Source organism: Trinickia sp. NRRL B-1857, assembly GCF_050470685.1.
In the GTDB taxonomy this organism is placed as follows: Bacteria; Pseudomonadota; Gammaproteobacteria; order Burkholderiales; family Burkholderiaceae; genus Trinickia.
Map to the genome: position 1 here is coordinate 3,407,883 of NZ_JBFLUK010000001.1, position 16,426 is coordinate 3,424,308.

At 64.2% G+C, this 16,426-nt stretch carries 14 protein-coding genes and 1 pseudogene; 13 read left to right on the plus strand and 2 right to left on the minus strand.

Annotated features, from left to right (window positions below; all coding sequences use genetic code 11):
- Nucleotides 1-49 precede the first annotated feature (49 nt).
- The gene (gene gap / locus AB1286_RS15255; protein WP_430364052.1) at nucleotides 50-1,060 is read left to right on the plus strand and encodes a type I glyceraldehyde-3-phosphate dehydrogenase; all 1,011 of its coding nucleotides are present in this window, start codon (nucleotides 50-52) and stop codon (nucleotides 1,058-1,060) included.
- Between the two features lie 119 nt (nucleotides 1,061-1,179).
- On the opposite strand, the gene fur is transcribed toward gap, so the two are convergent.
- Nucleotides 1,180-1,608, minus strand: coding sequence for a ferric iron uptake transcriptional regulator (fur, locus tag AB1286_RS15260; protein WP_116136726.1), 429 nt, complete (start codon nucleotides 1,606-1,608; stop codon nucleotides 1,180-1,182).
- Between the two features lie 124 nt (nucleotides 1,609-1,732).
- On the opposite strand from fur, the gene AB1286_RS15265 reads away from it, so the two are divergent.
- From AB1286_RS15265 to AB1286_RS15305, 9 genes and pseudogenes are all read left to right on the plus strand, one after another.
- Nucleotides 1,733-2,476, plus strand: a complete 744-nt coding sequence (locus tag AB1286_RS15265; RefSeq protein WP_430364053.1) for an outer membrane protein assembly factor BamE — start codon at nucleotides 1,733-1,735, stop codon at nucleotides 2,474-2,476.
- 209 nt (nucleotides 2,477-2,685) lie between these two features.
- A pseudogene (gene dapB, locus AB1286_RS15270) lies at nucleotides 2,686-3,493 on the plus strand (4-hydroxy-tetrahydrodipicolinate reductase).
- Nucleotides 3,494-3,534: 41 nt separating this feature from the next.
- Nucleotides 3,535-4,281: a MotA/TolQ/ExbB proton channel family protein gene (locus AB1286_RS15275; RefSeq protein WP_430364054.1), complete on the plus strand. Its 747-nt coding sequence runs from the start codon at nucleotides 3,535-3,537 to the stop codon at nucleotides 4,279-4,281.
- 40 nt (nucleotides 4,282-4,321) lie between these two features.
- Entirely contained in the window at nucleotides 4,322-4,795 is a 474-nt protein-coding gene (locus AB1286_RS15280) for an ExbD/TolR family protein (RefSeq protein ID WP_430364055.1), read from the plus strand.
- Between the two features lie 141 nt (nucleotides 4,796-4,936).
- Entirely contained in the window at nucleotides 4,937-7,531 is a 2,595-nt protein-coding gene (gene leuS / locus AB1286_RS15285; protein ID WP_430364056.1) for a leucine--tRNA ligase, read from the plus strand.
- 55 nt (nucleotides 7,532-7,586) lie between these two features.
- Complete coding sequence (lptE, locus tag AB1286_RS15290) at nucleotides 7,587-8,138, plus strand: LPS assembly lipoprotein LptE (protein WP_430364057.1); 552 nt, start codon at nucleotides 7,587-7,589, stop codon at nucleotides 8,136-8,138.
- 34 nt (nucleotides 8,139-8,172) lie between these two features.
- The gene (gene holA, locus AB1286_RS15295; RefSeq protein WP_430364058.1) at nucleotides 8,173-9,261 is read left to right on the plus strand and encodes a DNA polymerase III subunit delta; all 1,089 of its coding nucleotides are present in this window, start codon (nucleotides 8,173-8,175) and stop codon (nucleotides 9,259-9,261) included.
- 89 nt (nucleotides 9,262-9,350) lie between these two features.
- Complete coding sequence (locus AB1286_RS15300; protein WP_430365078.1) at nucleotides 9,351-10,640, plus strand: glutamate-5-semialdehyde dehydrogenase; 1,290 nt, start codon at nucleotides 9,351-9,353, stop codon at nucleotides 10,638-10,640.
- Between the two features lie 111 nt (nucleotides 10,641-10,751).
- On the plus strand, nucleotides 10,752-11,168 hold the full coding sequence (locus AB1286_RS15305) for a CopD family protein (protein ID WP_430364059.1): 417 nt from the start codon (nucleotides 10,752-10,754) through the stop codon (nucleotides 11,166-11,168).
- On the opposite strand, the gene AB1286_RS15310 is transcribed toward AB1286_RS15305, so the two are convergent.
- Nucleotides 11,165-12,025: a MurR/RpiR family transcriptional regulator gene (locus AB1286_RS15310; RefSeq protein WP_430364060.1), complete on the minus strand. Its 861-nt coding sequence runs from the start codon at nucleotides 12,023-12,025 to the stop codon at nucleotides 11,165-11,167. The two genes, AB1286_RS15305 and AB1286_RS15310, sit on opposite strands and share 4 nt — an antisense overlap.
- 282 nt (nucleotides 12,026-12,307) lie before the next feature.
- On the opposite strand from AB1286_RS15310, the gene edd reads away from it, so the two are divergent.
- From edd to AB1286_RS15325, 3 genes are all read left to right on the plus strand, one after another.
- Nucleotides 12,308-14,185, plus strand: coding sequence for a phosphogluconate dehydratase (gene edd / locus AB1286_RS15315; RefSeq protein ID WP_430364061.1), 1,878 nt, complete (start codon nucleotides 12,308-12,310; stop codon nucleotides 14,183-14,185).
- Between the two features lie 11 nt (nucleotides 14,186-14,196).
- Entirely contained in the window at nucleotides 14,197-14,832 is a 636-nt protein-coding gene (gene eda, locus AB1286_RS15320; RefSeq protein WP_430364062.1) for a bifunctional 4-hydroxy-2-oxoglutarate aldolase/2-dehydro-3-deoxy-phosphogluconate aldolase, read from the plus strand.
- 217 nt (nucleotides 14,833-15,049) lie between these two features.
- Entirely contained in the window at nucleotides 15,050-16,417 is a 1,368-nt protein-coding gene (locus AB1286_RS15325) for a gluconate:H+ symporter (RefSeq protein WP_430364063.1), read from the plus strand.
- Nucleotides 16,418-16,426: the final 9 nt, after the last annotated feature.

Consider the following 16,426-nt stretch of genomic DNA (forward strand, 5'->3'; position numbering starts at 1 on the left):
GGCATGAGGTACGACGGTTTTTTTCAGCCCCAATATCAGGAGAACCATCATGACGGTACGCGTTGCAATCAACGGGTATGGCCGGATCGGCCGCAACACCCTGCGTGCGTTCTACGAGAGCGGCAAGAAACACGATCTACAGATCGTCGCGATCAACGACCTCGGCGACGCGAAGACGAACGCCCATCTGACGAAGTACGACACGGCGCACGGCCCGTTCCCGGGTGACGTGGCAGTCGAGGGCGAAAACCTCGTCGTCAACGGCGACAAGATCCGCGTGCTGGCGAACCGTAACCCGGCCGAGCTGCCCTGGGGCGAACTCGGCGTGGACGTCGTGATGGAGTGCACGGGCTTTTTCACGTCGAAGGAAAAGGCGAGCGCGCACTTGGCCGGCGGTGCGAAGAAGGTCCTGATCTCGGCGCCGGGCGGCAAAGATGTCGACGCGACGATCGTCTACGGCGTGAACCACAACCAGCTCAAGGCCGAGCACACGGTGATCTCGAACGCATCGTGCACGACGAACTGCCTCGCGCCGCTCGTCAAGCCGCTGAACGACAAGATCGGCCTCGAATCGGGCCTGATGACGACGGTGCACGCGTACACGAACGACCAAGTGCTGACGGACGTCTATCACGAAGACCTGCGCCGTGCGCGTTCGGCCACGCATAGCCAGATCCCGACGAAGACGGGCGCGGCCGCAGCGATCGGCCTCGTGCTGCCGGAACTGGCCGGCAAGCTCGACGGCTACGCGATTCGCGTCCCGACGATCAACGTGTCGATCGTCGATTTGTCGTTCATCGCCAAGCGCGACACGACGGTCGAGGAAATCAACGCGATCATGAAGGAAGCCGCCGAAGGCGAACTGAAGGGCATCCTCGGCTACAACACGGCGCCGCTCGTTTCGATCGACTTCAACCACAACCCGGCATCGTCGACGTTCGACGCAACGCTCACGAAGGTGGCCGGCCGTCTCGTGAAGGTGTCGAGCTGGTACGACAACGAGTGGGGCTTCTCGAACCGCATGTTGGACACGGCTATCGCGCTCGCGACGGCCAAGTAAATCGGCAGCCTCGAGCCCGTCCGCGCACGCGGGGGCGGGTTCTCGAGCGTCGAAACGACAAGAGCCGCCCGAGGGCGGCTCTTGTCGTTTGCGCACGCGTCAGCGCGCCTACATGAGTGTCAGTGCTTGCGATGCGGACACGCTTCCTTGGTGCAAACACCGTAGAGCGCTAGCGCGTGCTCCTGTAACTTAAAGCCGCGTTCTTCCGCGATTTTTTGCTGGCGCTTTTCGATCTCGGGATCGAAGAACTCCTCGACGCGTCCGCAGTCGATGCATACGAGGTGATCGTGATGCGAACCTTCATTCAGTTCGAACACGGCCTTACCCGATTCGAAATTGCTGCGCGAGAGCAGGCCGGCCTGCTCGAATTGCGTCAAGACGCGATAGACCGTGGCGAGGCCGATATCGAGTTCTTCGTTCAGCAGGTTCCGGTAGACGTCTTCAGCGGTCAAATGCCGAACGGCGCTACGTTGAAAAATTTCGAGGATTTTGAGGCGCGGTAGGGTCGCCTTTAGCCCGATGTTTTTGAGATCGGTAGGATTGGTCATGGCTAGGCATCCCTAGAGTACAATGCACGATTCGAATAGTAATGGCTTTTTGCCGTTCTGGTCATCTTCGGTGAAACTCGCGCGGTCCGGTGCAAGGCAAAAAAGGGCCCGCACGGTGAGTGAAATGAGTCCAAATTTTCTTATGAAGCGCGGGGGGAGTCACGTGCGCAAGCTGTTGATCGCTGCCTCGACGGTTGCGCTCGTTGCGGGATGTTCGACCTACGACAGCCTCACGCAGCGCGTCGCTCAGAGCATTACGCCGTATCGCATCACCATTGTGCAGGGCAACTTCGTCTCGAAGGAAGCGGCCGCGAAGATGCACGTCGGTATGAGTCGCGACGAGGTCAAGGCCGTACTCGGTACGCCGTTGCTGACCGATATGTTCCATGACGAGCGGTGGGACTACGTCTTTTACTTCAAGCGCGGCTCCACGGCTGTCGTGCAGCAGCGCGATTTCGTCGTCAACTTCCAAGGCGACCATGTCGTGAGCTGGGCGGGCGGCGAGGATCTGCCGTCCGAACTCGAATTGCTGGCCGACATCGACGGCGACAAGCTCGGCAAGAAGGCGAAAGCGAAGGCTGCTGCTGCGGCGGCGGCGGCAAGCGCGGCTTCGAGTTCCGCGGCGCAGGCCGCGGCGGCCGAACCGAGCAGCGAGGCGGCCGAGGCGGCCAATACTCAGGCCGCACAGGCGGCGAACCGCGCGACGAATCAGGTGCCGGCCGTATCGGCAAAGCCCGCGGTGCGTTCCGGTGCGCCCTCGCCGTCGGGCGGTGTACAGAGCGCGACGCCGCAATTTCAGTTCCACCGCGAACCGCAGCCGTCGTCGACGGACAACGCCAACCCGGTGGGCCCGGCTGGTACGCAATGAGCCCCGGCGGTCCGAGCGAATGGCGGGCGCGTATGTCGATTGCGCGCTGCCGATTTCGCTCTCCGATGGGCCGCTGACGCCGCCTCGGGCTGTGAACGAGCTTTGCGGGCGGGCCGTGCGCAAGTCGCGCCGCCCGCCTTTGTCTTTTGCGAGGCGCTAATAAGCATGAGCGCCGCGGGCCGCCGGCCCGTCATTGAAAAGGGATATGTATGTCGCCGACGAAAATCGCCATCGCGGGCGCATCGGGCCGGATGGGCCGGATGCTGATCGAAGCCGTTCTGAACGATCCCGACACGACGCTCGCCGGCGCGCTCGATCGCGCGGGTTCGCCGCAGCTCGGCGAGGATGCGGGCGCATTCCTCGGGCAGCACACGGGCGTCGCGTTGACCGACGATTTGGACGGGGGTCCTCGCGGGCGCCGATTGCCTGATCGATTTCACGCGCCCCGAAGGCACGATGGCGCACATCGAGGCGGCCTTGCGCCATGGCAAGAAGCTCGTGATCGGCACGACCGGCTTCGCCGATGATCAGCGCGAGGCGATCCGCGCGGCGGCGCAGCGAATCGGCATCGTCTTCGCGGCGAATATGAGCGTCGGCGTGAACGTCACGCTCAAGCTGCTCGAATTCGCCGCTCGCCATTTCGCGACCGGCTACGACATTGAAATCATCGAGGCGCACCATCGCCATAAGGTCGATGCGCCTTCCGGCACGGCGCTCGCGATGGGCGAGGCGATCGCGGGCGCGCTCGGCCGCGATTTGAAGCAGTGCGCGGTCTATGGGCGCCATGGCGTAACCGGCGAACGCGATCCGTCGACGATCGGTTTTTCGGCGATTCGCGGCGGCGACATCGTCGGCGATCACACGGTACTCTTTGCCGGTACGGGCGAGCGCATCGAGATCACGCACAAGTCGGCGAGCCGCGTGTCGTACGCGCAAGGTGCGGTGCGGGCCGCGCGCTTCCTAGGCGAGCGCGGCGCCGGTTTGTACGACATGCAGGACGTGCTCGGTCTGCGCTGATCCGGGTCGCGCTGCGCTTTCGTTCTGGGATTCGGATTCGCATGCAAAACACAGGCATCGTTCACTATTTGCAAGCAGGCGACGCGCTGACGCACGGCGTCGCTTATGTGCTGCTGGCCATGTCGATCGCGAGCTGGTGTTTTGTGATCCTGAAGGGCTGGATGCTCACGCGGGCGAAACGCCAGGGGCCGCGCGCCATCGCGCTGTTTTGGCAATCGGCCAGCCTATCCGAGGGCGTGCTCGCGTTGCGCGCCGCCGACCGCGAGGGCATCTTCGTTCCGCTCGCGCAGGCCGCGTTGGCCGCGGCCGAGGTCCACGCGCCGTCCGCGATGCTCGCGCGCGTCGAGCGAGGCGAACGCGTGCTGCGTGCGTTGCGCGAGGCGCTGCTTGCCTCGCAGCGCCGGATCGAGTTCGGCCAGGTGCTGCTCGCGTCGGTGGGCAGTACGGCGCCGTTCGTCGGCTTGCTCGGTACCGTCTGGGGTATCTATCACGCGCTCGGCAGTATTGCCGCGAGCGGGCAGGCGATGATCGAAAATGTCGCGGGGCCGGTGGGCGAGGCGCTCATCATGACGGCCTTCGGCCTGGTCGTCGCCATTCCCGCGGTACTCGCCTATAACGTGCTCGGCCGGATGCAGCGGCAGCTCGCGGAGGAACTCGACGGCTTCGCGCACGATCTTCACGCCTATGTCTGCGCTCCCGATGCGGACCGCTCCCATGCAAACGGCGTTGTCCTCGGCACTTCGCCCTCGAGCACGCGAACTGACGAGGTCGTGCGCACGGCGCGTTGATTCGGCCGCACCGGGCGATCCAAGCGAGGAGACGAAGAGCATGGCATTCGGCGGTTTCGACAAAGAGCGCTCGGCCGCGCCGATGGCCGATATCAACATGACGCCGTTGATCGACGTCATGCTCGTTTTGCTCGTGATCTTCATCATCACGGCGCCGCTGCTCACCCACGCGATTCGGCTCGACTTGCCCAAGGTGGCATCCGGGGCCGCGCCGCAAACACCGCAAACCATCACGCTGTCGATCGACGATGCGGGCCGGTTTTATTGGGATGGGCAACCGCTCGCGTTCGATGCGGTCAATGCTCGTCTACAACAAGCGGGCAAGGCCGCGCAGCCGCCCGAGCTTCATCTACGCGCCTCGCGCGCCACGCGCTACGACGTGATCGCGCAAGTGATGGGCGCCGCGCAACAGGCGGGGCTCGATCGCATCGGCTTCGTGACCGAGCCGCCGCCGCCCGGCGCGCGCCCGGGTGCGCACGCCGTCCCGGCTTCGCCGGCCGCCAAGCAGCCGTAACGGCAAGCGCCTAAACGCAGCGGTTCGCGCTCGCCTGGGCGGTATAATCGACGCTTTCCCCATTTGCGGGGAACCATGCATTTCCCGTATCGCCGCGCCCGCGTTGCTACGCGCCACGACAGCCTAGCCTGAACCACCGCCATGCAAGAGAAATATTTACCCGCCGACATCGAAGCCGCCACCCAGGCACAATGGCGCGCGTCTGACGCCTATCGTACGGCCGAAGTCGCCGGCAAGCCCAAGTTCTATTGCGTCTCGATGCTGCCGTATCCGTCGGGCAAGCTGCACATGGGGCACGTGCGCAACTACACGATCAACGACGTCATGTACCGTTATCTGCGGATGAACGGCTACAACGTGTTGATGCCGATGGGATGGGACGCCTTCGGCATGCCGGCCGAAAACGCGGCGATGGCCAACGGCGCGCCCCCGGCCAAGTGGACCTACGAGAACATCGCCTACATGAAGGGGCAGATGCAGTCGATCGGCCTCGCAATCGACTGGTCGCGTGAGGTCGCCACCTGCGATCCGAAGTACTACAAGTGGAATCAGTGGCTGTTCTTGAAGATGCTCGAGAAGGGCATCGTCTATAAGAAGACGGGCACGGTGAACTGGGACCCGATCGATCAAACGGTGCTCGCGAACGAGCAAGTCATCGACGGGCGCGGCTGGCGCTCGGGCGCGCTCGTCGAGAAGCGCGAGATCCCGATGTACTACATGCGTATCACGCAGTACGCCGACGAGCTGCTGAACGACTTGGACGGTCTCGGCTGGCCCGAGCGCGTCAAGGTGATGCAGCAGAACTGGATCGGCAAGAGCTTCGGCGTCAACTTCGGTTTCCCCTACGAACTCGACGGCGAGCAAACGCTGCTGCGCGTGTTCACGACGCGCGCCGACACGATCATGGGCGTCACGTTCTGCGCGATCGCAGCCGAGCATCCGTTGGCTGCGCGCCTGGCCGAGGGCAAGCCCGAGTTGCAGGCGTTCATCGACGAATGCCGGCAAGGCGGCGTGGCCGAGGCCGACATCGCCACGATGGAAAAGAAGGGCATGCCCACCGGCTTTTACGTCACGCATCCGCTTACGCAGGCGCGCGTCGAAGTGTGGGTCGGCAATTACGTGCTGATGAACTACGGCGAAGGCGCCGTCATGGGCGTGCCCGCGCACGACGAGCGCGATTTCGCATTCGCGAAGAAATACGGTTTGCCGATCAAGCAAGTGATCGCGAAGGAAGGCTGCGACTATTCGCTCGATGCATGGCAAGCGTGGTATGGCGAGAAGGAAGGCGTCGTCTGCATCGAAAGCGGCCGCTATGACGGTATGGGCTACGAGCAGGCCGTCGATGCCGTCTCGGCCGACCTGAAGGCGTTGGGCGTCGGCGACAAGCAAGTCACGTGGCGTCTGCGCGATTGGGGTATCTCGCGCCAGCGCTACTGGGGCACGCCGATTCCGATCATCCACTGCGCCGCTTGCGGCGACGTACCGGTGCCCGAAAAGGATCTGCCCGTCGTGCTGCCCGAGGATCTCGTGCCGGACGGCACGGGCAACCCGCTCGCGAAGTCGGCGGCGTTCCTGAACTGCGCGTGTCCGAAGTGCGGCGCGCCCGCTAAGCGCGAAACGGACACGATGGACACGTTCGTCGATTCGTCCTGGTACTTCTCGCGCTATACGTGCCCGGACGCCGAGACGATGGTCGACGCGCGTACCGAGTATTGGATGCCGATGGATCAATACATCGGCGGTATCGAACATGCGATCTTGCACTTGCTCTATTCGCGCTTCTGGACGAAGGTGATGCGCGACATGGGGCTCGTTAAGTTCGGCGAGCCGGCCAAGAATCTGCTCACGCAGGGCATGGTGCTGAACGAAACGTTCTATCGCGAAGACCCGTCGGGCAAGAAGACGTGGTACAACCCGGCCGACGTGACGGTCGAGCACGACGACAAGGGCCGCCCGGTGGGTGCGACGCTGAACGGCGACGGACAACCGGTGGTGCTCGGCGGCGTCGAGAAGATGTCGAAGTCCAAGAACAACGGCGTCGACCCGCAAGTGCTCATCGATCAGTACGGCGCGGATACGGCGCGCTTGTTTACGATGTTCGCCGCGCCGCCTGAGCAGCAGCTCGAATGGTCGGGCTCGGGCGTCGAGGGGGCGAGCCGCTTCTTGCGCCGCGTCTGGGCGTTCGGGCATGCGAATCAAGCCGCGCTCGCCGCACGCGAAACGTTCGATGCGGCCGAGCTCGCGCAAGCCGATAAGACGCTGCGCCGCGAGATCTACAGCGTACTCAAGCAGGCCGATTTCGACTATCAGCGCTTGCAGTACAACACCGTCGTTTCGGCCGCGATGAAGATGCTCAACGCGCTAGAGGACGCCAAGCAGGCGTGCCCGGGCGTGCTGCGCGAGTGCTATGGCGTGTTGCTGCGCGTGCTGTACCCGGTCGTGCCGCACGTGACGTTTGCGCTGTGGGATGCCCTCGATTTCACGGGCGAGTTTGGCTCGCTGCTCGACGCGCCGTGGCCGAAGGTCGACGAAAAAGCGCTCGAGCAAGCCGAGATCGAACTGGTATTGCAGGTCAACGGCAAGGTTCGCGGCGCGCTGACGCTCGCCAAGGATGCGCCGCGCGAAGCGATCGAAGCAGCGGCCGTTGCGCACGAGATGTTCCAGCGGTTCAGCGAAGGCAAGAGCCCCAAGAAGATCATCGTCGTGCCGGGCCGCCTCGTGAACGTCGTCGTCTGACGGCGCAGCGCGCGAAGGCGATAAGGCCTTCGCGCGATTCAATCAAGGAGTCAATGTGATTCGCCGATCGTTCTTAGCGCTCGTATGCGGCACGACGTTGCTGGCCGCTTGCGGGTTTCAGCTGCGCGGCCAGCAAAACTATGCCTTCAAGCGGCTTGCGATCGTGGGCGCACCGCCCGTCGTCGCCGCGCGCCTCACGCGCATGATCGAGGGCGGCAGCGATACGGTCGTCGTGAAATCGACGGCGACCGCCGATGCCGTTTTGTCGCTGAGCGAAGGGCGCGGTCAGTCGGTGCTGACGCTCAATTCGGCCGGCGCCGCCGAGGAATACGCGCTGACCTATTCGCTGGCCTATACGCTGACCGGCGCGGATGGCGCGTTGCTGATTCCGCAGAGCGCGATCCAGCTGAACCGGGCGATGACGTACTCGACAGCGTACGCACAGGCGAAGGCGCAGGAGACCGATATCCTGTACGCCGACATGCAAAACGATGCGGTGGATCAACTGACGCGCCGTCTTGCAACCGTTCATTCGCTGCATCCGACGCCGAGCGAGCAGACGCCGGGCGTCGCGCCGCGTGCGCCGTTGCCGCCGCCGCCGCTCTGATCCACATACCCCGCTCACGCACGGTTTTTTGCTTATGCAATTGCGACTGGATGCACTCGACGCCCATTTGACGAAAGGCCTCTCCGGCTTGTATGTCGTCTACGGCGACGAGCATTTGCTGGCGCAGGAAGCGTGCGACCGCATCCGCGCGGCCGCGCGCGCAGCCGGCTTCACCGAGCGCAACGTCTTTACGGTCGAGCGCAGCTTCGATTGGAGTTCGCTCTTGGGGGCGACGCAATCCATGTCGCTGTTCGGCGATCGTCAATTGATCGAGTTGCGCATCCCGTCGGGCAAGCCCGGCAAGGAAGGCGCCGATGCGCTCAAGTCGCTCGCCGCGGCCGACAATCCCGATGTATTGACGCTCGTCACGCTGCCGCGGCTCGACGCTGCGACGCAAAAATCGGCATGGTTTACGGCGCTGGCCGAGCGGGGCGTGTCGTTGCGGATCGATCCGATCGAACGCGCGCAGTTGCCGGCTTGGGTGGGGCAGCGGTTGGCGTTGCAACGCCAGCGTGTCGCGCCGGGCGAAGAGGGCCGGCGCGCGCTGCAATTCATCGCGGAGCGCGTCGAGGGCAATCTACTGGCCGCGCACCAAGAAATTCAAAAGTTGGGCTTGCTTTATCCCGAAGGCGTATTGACGTTCGAGCAGGTCCATGACGCGGTGCTCAACGTTGCGCGCTACGACGTCTTTAAGCTGAACGAGGCGATGCTGGCCGGCGACGTAGGCCGGCTATCGCGGATGCTCGACGGACTGAAGGGCGAAGGCGAAGCCGCGGTGCTCGTGCTGTGGGCGCTCACCGAAGAGTTGCGGACGCTGCTCAAGATCAAGCGCGGCGCGGCGGCCGGCAAGCCGCTGGCGATGCTGCTGCGCGAGAATCGCGTGTGGGGTCCGCGCGAGCGGCTCGTTGCGCCCGCGCTCGCGCGCGTGACTGAGCCGCTGCTCGAGGAAGGTCTTGCGCTTGCCGCGGCACTCGATCGTCAGGTGAAAGGCTTGACGGGTAGCGCACCGGGCAGCCGGCGGCGCGCGGCCTTGCCGCCCGATCCCTGGGAAGGCATGTTCGAGCTCGCCGCCCTCGTCGCCGCACCGGCCAAGCGCGGCGCCGCACGCGCGAGCGGCGCCTGACGGCTTAGAATCGAAGCGTCGGCATTGCCGTCATCGCGAACACTTTGCACTTAGCATCCGCGCCGCGTGCGCGACGAACGAGAATCATGATGGATATCGACCAGTACATGACCGCCATCGGCCGCCGCGCGCGCGGCGCCTCGCGTGCGATGGCACGGGCCGCGACGGCCGCCAAGAACGACGCGCTTCACGCCATCGCCCATGCGATCGAGCGCGAGCAAGCGGCGTTGAAGGACGCGAACGCACTCGACGTGGCCAAGGCCCGCGAGAAAGGCATGGATGCGGCGTTCGTCGATCGTTTGACGCTGTCGGATAAGGCGCTCAAAACGATGATCGAAGGGTTGCGCCAAGTCGCTTCGCTACCCGATCCGATCGGCGAAATCGATAATCTCAAATATCGCCCGAGCGGCATCCAAGTGGGGCGCATGCGCGTACCGCTCGGCGTCATCGGCATCATCTACGAGTCGCGCCCGAACGTCACGATCGACGCGGCGGCGCTGTGTTTGAAGTCGGGCAACGCGGCGATTTTGCGCGGTGGCTCGGAAGCGCTCGCGTCGAACACCGCGCTTGCTGCGCTGATCGGCGAGGGACTGGCGGCGGCCGGTCTGCCGCGCGACGCCGTGCAGGTGGTCGAAACGGCCGACCGCGCTGCCGTCGGCAAGCTCGCGACGATGACCGAATACGTCGATGTGATCGTGCCGCGCGGCGGCAAGAGCCTCATCGCACGGCTCATCGAGGAAGCGCGCGTCCCGATGATCAAGCACCTCGACGGCATTTGCCATGTGTACGTCGACGACCGCGCCGACCTATGCAAAGCGCTGGCCGTTTGCGATAACGCGAAGACGCATCGCTACGGTACCTGCAATACGATGGAGACGCTGCTCGTCGCACGGGGCATCGCCCACGCCGCGCTGCCGCCGCTCGCGCGCGTGTATCGCGACAAGGGCGTCGAGCTGCGCGTCGATGCGCAGGCGCGCGCAGCGCTCGAAGCGGCACCTTGGGACAGCGACGCGCCGGCGCTCGCGCTCGTCGACGCGACCGAGGAAGATTGGCGCACCGAATATCTCGCACCGGTGCTCGCGATCAAGGTCGTCGACGGCATCGATGCGGCGATCGAGCATATCAATACCTACGGCTCCGCCCATACCGATGCGATTGTGACCGAAGACCACGATCGCGCAATGCGCTTCCTGCGCGAAGTCGATTCGGCCAGCGTCATGGTCAATGCTTCGACACGCTTCGCCGACGGCTTCGAATACGGGCTCGGCGCCGAGATCGGCATCTCGAACGACAAGCTGCATGCGCGCGGTCCCGTGGGACTCGAAGGGCTCACCTCGCTCAAATACGTCGTGCTGGGGCACGGCGAAGTGCGGCAATAAGCGCCGGGTAAGACGCTGGTTGCCGGGGCGCGGCATACGCGCCGGTACTATGCCGATCGCACCGATACGAACCGATACGAACTAACGATAACGGACGACGTAACCTTACCGATGCTCTGGCTCAAAACCTTTCACATCGTTTTCGTGGCCTCTTGGTTTGCAGGCCTGTTCTACCTGCCCCGCATCTTCGTCAATCTCGCCATGGAGTCGGAGGCTGCCGCCGTGGCGCGGCTTCTGACGATGGCGCGCAAGCTTTACCGCTTCATGTCGGTCATCGCCGTCGTGGCGCTCGCTTGCGGGCTCGGCTTGTGGCTCGGTTACGGTATCGGGCAAGGACAAGGTTGGATGCACGCCAAGCTCGGCGTCGTCCTCTTGCTGATCGGCTATCACGCCTACTGCGGCCGCCTACTGGCGGCGTTCGAGCGCGGCGAGAATCGCCGCTCCGACCGGTGGTACCGCTTCTTCAACGAGCTGCCGGTGCTCGGCCTCATCGCGGCGGTCGCGCTCGTCGTCGTCAAACCGTTCTAATCGAACTCTTCTTCACGCGGCGGCGCTTCGATTCGCCGCTGCGTGATCGCCTTCTTGGCTCGGCCGAGTTTATCGACGAGGTCCGGCCCGCGCGCAAGCGCGACGCCGACGGCGAGGATGTCGCCGATGGCCAGATGCGAGACGCGCGAGGTCATCGGCGAAAAAATATCCGTTTCTTCCGCGACGTTCGCGACGAGGCTCACGGTCGCAAGCTGCGCGAGCGGCGAGTTGCTGTGCGTGATCGCGATGACCTTCGCGCCGCACGCAAGCGCTGAGCGCGCAGCCTCGACGATGTCGCGCGTGCGGCCCGTGTTCGAAATCGTCACGACGACATCCGATTCGCCGAGCAGCGCCGCCGACATCGTGTAGGTGTGCGGATCCGCATAGGCGACGCTCGGGATCCCCAGCCGGAAAAATTTGTGCTGGATGTCTTGCGCCGCGATGCCGGAGCCGCCCGCGCCGTAGAACTCGATGCGCGATGCGCGCGAGAGCAGCTCGATCGCCTTGGCCACGCTATGCGCCGACAGGCTATTTCTGACCTCGATGAGCGCTCCGATCGTCCGATCGAACACCTTGGCGACGACGCCCGGTGCCGGCTCGTCCGGGCGCACGTCGCGATAGACGGACGGCAGCCCCGGCGCGATGCTCTGCGCGAGCCGGATTTTGAATTCGCGAAAACCGCCGCAGCCGAGCGCTTGGCAAAACCGGGCGATCGTCGGCTGGCTCACGCCGGCGCGTTGCGCAAGCTCGGTCATCGCCAAGTCGAGTACTTCGCGAGGGGTGTCGAGCACGTAGTCGGCGAGTTTGCGTTCGGACGGGCGCAACTGCGCGCGCATCGATTCGATTCGGGCAAGCATGTCTGAAAGGCCCGCCAAGCGGGTGTATCGTGTTCTATCGATGGCAGCAGTATGACGCTGTGCTTGTAGAAAATCTACATGTATTTGCTACCGATGTGCCGTGCCAGGTCGGCGGGGTGCGGTAGTGTGGGAAAGCGTAAATGCCGCAATCGCTATCGACCAGCATTGCTGGGATGTAGTTTTTCTACTAAACTTGCTCCGCAAAAATCGCGTTGAGCAGCTCGCACTGCATGCGCGCCACCCGTTCGGCGTTAGCGCCGTCTTTCAGGAGGAGCGTTTCCCATGGTTTCGCCGCACCGCACGCTGACCGAAGTCACTCGCCGTATCGTGGAGCGCAGCCGCCCCACGCGCCTTGCCTATCTCGCACGAATCGATGCCGCGCAAGGGCGATTCCCGGCTCGAGGCGCGCTGTCCTGTGCCAACCTCGCTCACGGCTTCGCCGGTCTGGAAGGCAACGAGAAGATCGCCATCAAGGCGATGCGAGAGCCGAACATCGGCATCGTTTCGTCTTACAACGAGATGCTCTCGGCGCATGCGCCTTACAAGGACTTTCCTGAAATCATCAAGCGCGCCGCCCGTGAAAACGGCGGCATCGCGCAATTCGCGGGCGGCGTGCCGGCGATGTGCGACGGGATTACGCAGGGCAACGCCGGCATGGAGTTGTCGCTCTTTTCCCGCGAAGTGATCGCGATGAGCACGGCGGTCGCGCTGACGCACAACATGTTCGATGCAGCCTTGTGTCTCGGCGTGTGCGACAAGATCGTTCCCGGCTTGCTGATCGGCGCGCTTCAATTCGGGCATCTGCCGACGATCTTCGTGCCGGCGGGTCCGATGACGAGTGGGCTCTCGAACGACGAAAAGGCGAAGATCCGGCAGCAGTTCGCCACAGGCCAAGTGGGCCGCGATGCGCTGCTCGAAGCTGAATCGGCCGCCTATCACGGGCACGGCACGTGCACGTTCTACGGCACCGCCAACAGCAACCAAATGCTCATGGAAGTCATGGGGCTGCACCTGCCGGGCTCTGCGTTCGTTCACCCGCACACGCCGCTGCGCGATGCATTGACGGCGGCGGCAGCGCGCCGCGTCCTCGAGTTGACCGTCGAGCGCGGCGCGTACACGCCGATCGGCCATGTCGTCGACGAAAAAGCGGTCGTCAACGGTATCGCGGCCCTCTTGGCGACGGGCGGATCGACGAACCATACGCTGCACCTCGTGGCGATCGCGCGCGCGGCCGGCATCATCATCGATTGGGACGACTTCGACGCGCTGTCGCAGGCGGTCCCGCTGCTCGCGAAGATCTACCCGAACGGCAAAGCCGACGTGAACCACTATCACGCGGCGGGCGGCATGGCGTTCTTGATCCGCAATCTGCTCGAAGGCGGCTTGCTGCACGAGGATGTCCTCACGGTCATGGGCAAGGGACTTACGCGCTACACGGAAGAACCCAAGCTCATCGATGGCCAACTCGCCTGGGTACCGGGGCCTGATCAAAGCGGCGATTCGAAGGTGTTGCGGCCGATCGGCGAGCCGTTTCAACCCGACGGCGGCCTGCGGCTCATGCAGGGCAAGCTTGGCCGCGGCGTCATCAAGATTTCGGCCGTCGCCTCCGAACACCGCAGCGTGCGCGCGCCCGCACTCGTCTTCGATTCGCAGGAAGCCGTGCAAGCGGCCTTCGACAAGGGTGAGCTCAAGCGCGATTTCGTTGCTGTAGTGCGCTTCCAAGGCGCGCGGGCGAACGGTATGCCCGAATTGCACCGGTTGACGCCGCTTTTGGGCGTGCTGCAAGACCAAGGCTTTCACGTGGCGCTCGTCACCGACGGACGGATGTCCGGCGCATCGGGCAAGGTGCCCGCCGTCATTCACGTGTCGCCCGAGGCGCTGCTCTCGGGCCCGCTCGGCAAGGTGCGCGATGGCGACACCATCGTGATCGACGCCGAGCGCGGCATCCTCGATGTCGAAATCGAGACCGATCAATGGAACGCGCGGGCCGTCGAAGCGCCCAAGCATCAAGCTGAAAACGAAGTCGGCTTCGGCCGCGAATTGTTCGGTGTCTTTCGAGCGGCCGCCGCACCGGCCGAGATGGGCGCCTCGGTGTTCGGCCCGCTGCCTACGATCGCGGGCGAGCCGGCCGAGCACCCGAACCATGCAACGAAACACTAAAGGAGTCCGGCATGAAAAAGGTTGAAGATATCGTCCGCCTCGGTCCTGTGATCCCGGTGCTGGCCTTCGAAACGGTAGCGCAGGGCGAGCACGTTTCGCGCGCGCTTCACGCGGGCGGCGTCAACGTGCTCGAGATTACGCTGCGCACGCCGGCAGGGATCGGCGCCATCGAGCGCGCGGCGCAGCTGTCGCCCGATATCGTCGTCGGGGTCGGTACGATCACGAAGCCCGAGCACTGTGCGCAGGCCAAAAAGGCCGGTGCCCAATTCGGCGTATCGCCGGGCCTGACCAAGGACATCCACCAAGCCGCTCAGGACGCCGGCTTGCCGTTGCTGCCCGGTGTCATGACGCCGAGCGACATCTTGCTGGCGCTCGAACTCGGCTACGAGACGGTGAAGTTCTTCCCGGCCCAACAGGCAGGCGGCATCCCGATGCTGCAAGCGCTGTACGGTCCGTTCCCGGCGCTCAAGTTCTGCCCGACGGGCGGCATCACCACCGAGACGGCGCCGAGCTTTCTCGCGCTGCCCAACGTCGTCTGCGTCGGCGGTTCGTGGCTCACGCCGAAGGCCGCACTGGCCGCCGAGAACTGGGATGAGGTGACGCGTCTCGCCCGAGCCGCATCGGAACTCGCCGCCCATCAGCATTGATGCACCGCGCCGCGCGCCGGCCACGGCCGGAGCCCGGCGGCGTATGCCGCGCCGTCACCGATGCGAATCGTGACGGCGCGCGCGTTGATGAAACCGGTTTTGTCCGCAACTTCGTCGCCGTTTAGAATGCAGCGACGGCGTGCCGGCGACCACAACGTCGGCACGCGAGTCTTTCTCCCTCGTTTTGAAGCTTCAGAACAAGTAAAGGAGACTTTCTATGGGATCGGTCCACGGCGGCCTTCTGCTGCTTTACGCGGTAATCGCGATCGCGGCGCTCATCTTGCTGATCGCGCGGTATAAGGTCTATCCGTTTCTGGTCCTCATCGTCGTTTCCTTACTGCTCGGGTTGGCCGCCGGCATGCCTGCGGGCCAGATCGTGAAGTCGTTCGAAACCGGCAACGGCGGTACGCTCGGGCATATCGCGATCGTGGTGGGTCTCGGTACGATGCTCGGCAAGATGATGGCCGAGTCCGGCGGCGCGGAGCAGGTTGCGACCACGCTCATACGCTGGTTCGGCGAAAAGCAGATCCATTGGGCTATGTTGTTCGTGGCGATCATCGTCGGCCTGCCCGTTTTCTTCGAAGTGGGCTTCGTCCTGCTCGTGCCGATCGCCTTCAACGTGGCCAAACGTACCGGCAAGTCGCTGCTGTTGATCGGCTTGCCGATGGTGGCGGGCCTGTCCGTCGTGCACGGCTTGATTCCGCCGCATCCGGCCGCGCTGCTGGCCGTGCAAGCCTACGGCGCCGACATCGGCAAGACGATTGCCTATGGGCTGATCGTCGGCATTCCCACCGCGATCGTCGCGGGTCCCTTGTTCGCGCTGCTCGTGCATCGCTATGTGAAGCTGCCCGAGCATAATCCGCTCGCGGCGCAGTTCGTCGAATCGGGCGATAAAGACGCCCAAGGCCGGCGCGATTTGCCGAGCTTCGGTGCCACCTTGTTCACCATCTTGCTGCCCGTGATCTTGATGCTGGTGGGCAGTTGGGCCGATCTCGTGTTCGCGCCCAAGTCGGTGCCGAGCGAATTGCTGCACTTCGTCGGCAATTCGGACGTTGCGCTCTTGATTGCGGTCATCGTCAGCTTCTGGACGTTCGGCGCGCAGCGCGGCTTTACGCGTGAACAAATCCAAAAGTTCTGCGGCGACTGCCTTGCGCCGATCGCCGGCATTACGCTGATCGTCGGCGCGGGCGGCGGATTCGGCGGCGTGCTGCGCGATAGCGGCATCTCTCAGCAGATCGTTGCCGTCGCCACGCAAGCGCATTTGTCGCCGTTGCTGTTCGGCTGGTTCGTGGCCGCGTTGATTCGATTGGCCACAGGCTCGGCCACCGTTGCGATGACGACCGCCTGCGGCATCGTCGCGCCGATCGCCAAGGCCGGCGCGATTCATGTTCAGCCCGAATTGCTCGTGCTGGCGACGGGTGCCGGCTCGCTGATCTTCTCGCACGTGAACGACGGCGGCTTTTGGCTGATCAAGGAGTATTTCGGCATGACGGTCGGGCAGACCTTCAAGACCTGGTCGCTATGCGAGACGATCATCTCGCTGCTGGGCCTCGGCTTGACTTTCGCGCTCGCTGCGGTTTTTTAGTGCCCTAAT

What these genes read in the sequence shown, in the direction of transcription:
- gap (WP_430364052.1), top strand. Translation starts at nt 50, where the DNA reads ATGACGGTACGCGTTGCAATCAACGGGTATGGCCGGATCGGCCGCAAC.
- fur (WP_116136726.1), bottom strand. Translation starts at nt 1,608, where the DNA reads ATGACCAATCCTACCGATCTCAAAAACATCGGGCTAAAGGCGACCCTA.
- AB1286_RS15265 (WP_430364053.1), top strand. Translation starts at nt 1,733, where the DNA reads ATGAGTCCAAATTTTCTTATGAAGCGCGGGGGGAGTCACGTGCGCAAG.
- AB1286_RS15275 (WP_430364054.1), top strand. Translation starts at nt 3,535, where the DNA reads ATGCAAAACACAGGCATCGTTCACTATTTGCAAGCAGGCGACGCGCTG.
- AB1286_RS15280 (WP_430364055.1), top strand. Translation starts at nt 4,322, where the DNA reads ATGGCATTCGGCGGTTTCGACAAAGAGCGCTCGGCCGCGCCGATGGCC.
- leuS (WP_430364056.1), top strand. Translation starts at nt 4,937, where the DNA reads ATGCAAGAGAAATATTTACCCGCCGACATCGAAGCCGCCACCCAGGCA.
- holA (WP_430364058.1), top strand. Translation starts at nt 8,173, where the DNA reads ATGCAATTGCGACTGGATGCACTCGACGCCCATTTGACGAAAGGCCTC.
- AB1286_RS15300 (WP_430365078.1), top strand. Translation starts at nt 9,351, where the DNA reads ATGGATATCGACCAGTACATGACCGCCATCGGCCGCCGCGCGCGCGGC.
- AB1286_RS15305 (WP_430364059.1), top strand. Translation starts at nt 10,752, where the DNA reads ATGCTCTGGCTCAAAACCTTTCACATCGTTTTCGTGGCCTCTTGGTTT.
- AB1286_RS15310 (WP_430364060.1), bottom strand. Translation starts at nt 12,025, where the DNA reads ATGCTTGCCCGAATCGAATCGATGCGCGCGCAGTTGCGCCCGTCCGAA.
- edd (WP_430364061.1), top strand. Translation starts at nt 12,308, where the DNA reads ATGGTTTCGCCGCACCGCACGCTGACCGAAGTCACTCGCCGTATCGTG.
- eda (WP_430364062.1), top strand. Translation starts at nt 14,197, where the DNA reads ATGAAAAAGGTTGAAGATATCGTCCGCCTCGGTCCTGTGATCCCGGTG.
- AB1286_RS15325 (WP_430364063.1), top strand. Translation starts at nt 15,050, where the DNA reads ATGGGATCGGTCCACGGCGGCCTTCTGCTGCTTTACGCGGTAATCGCG.